We start from the raw sequence: 266 nt of genomic DNA, 5'->3' as shown, positions 1-266 counted from the left end.
AAGACAAATTTCCCGGAGCCGAGATGATCGCCGGTACAGCGACCGCGGGAATCCCTCATGCCGCGCTTGCCGCTGACAGGCTGAGCCTGCCGATGTGCTACGTCAGAAGCAAACCGAAGGCGCACGGCAAAGGAAACCAAATTGAAGGGGCCGTTGTAAAAGGACAGAAAGTCGTTGTGATCGAAGATTTAATTTCAACGGGAGGAAGCGTTCTTGAAGCCGCCGCCGCCCTCACAGAGGCGGGATGTGACGTGCTCGGCGTCGCC

At 57.9% G+C, this 266-nt stretch carries 1 protein-coding gene; it reads left to right on the top strand.

Going from position 1 to position 266, the window contains the following annotated elements; translation table 11 throughout:
* The coding region (locus CF394_RS14085) for an orotate phosphoribosyltransferase (protein ID WP_279327666.1) at window positions 1-266 on the top strand (266 nt) is incomplete at both ends.

The sequence above is a fragment of the Tetzosporium hominis genome (assembly GCF_002265435.1).
Lineage (GTDB): Bacteria > Bacillota > Bacilli > Bacillales_A > Planococcaceae > Chryseomicrobium > Chryseomicrobium hominis.
Note: the sequence above shows the minus strand (reverse complement) of the source record. Positions and strands in the feature narration are given on the sequence as shown.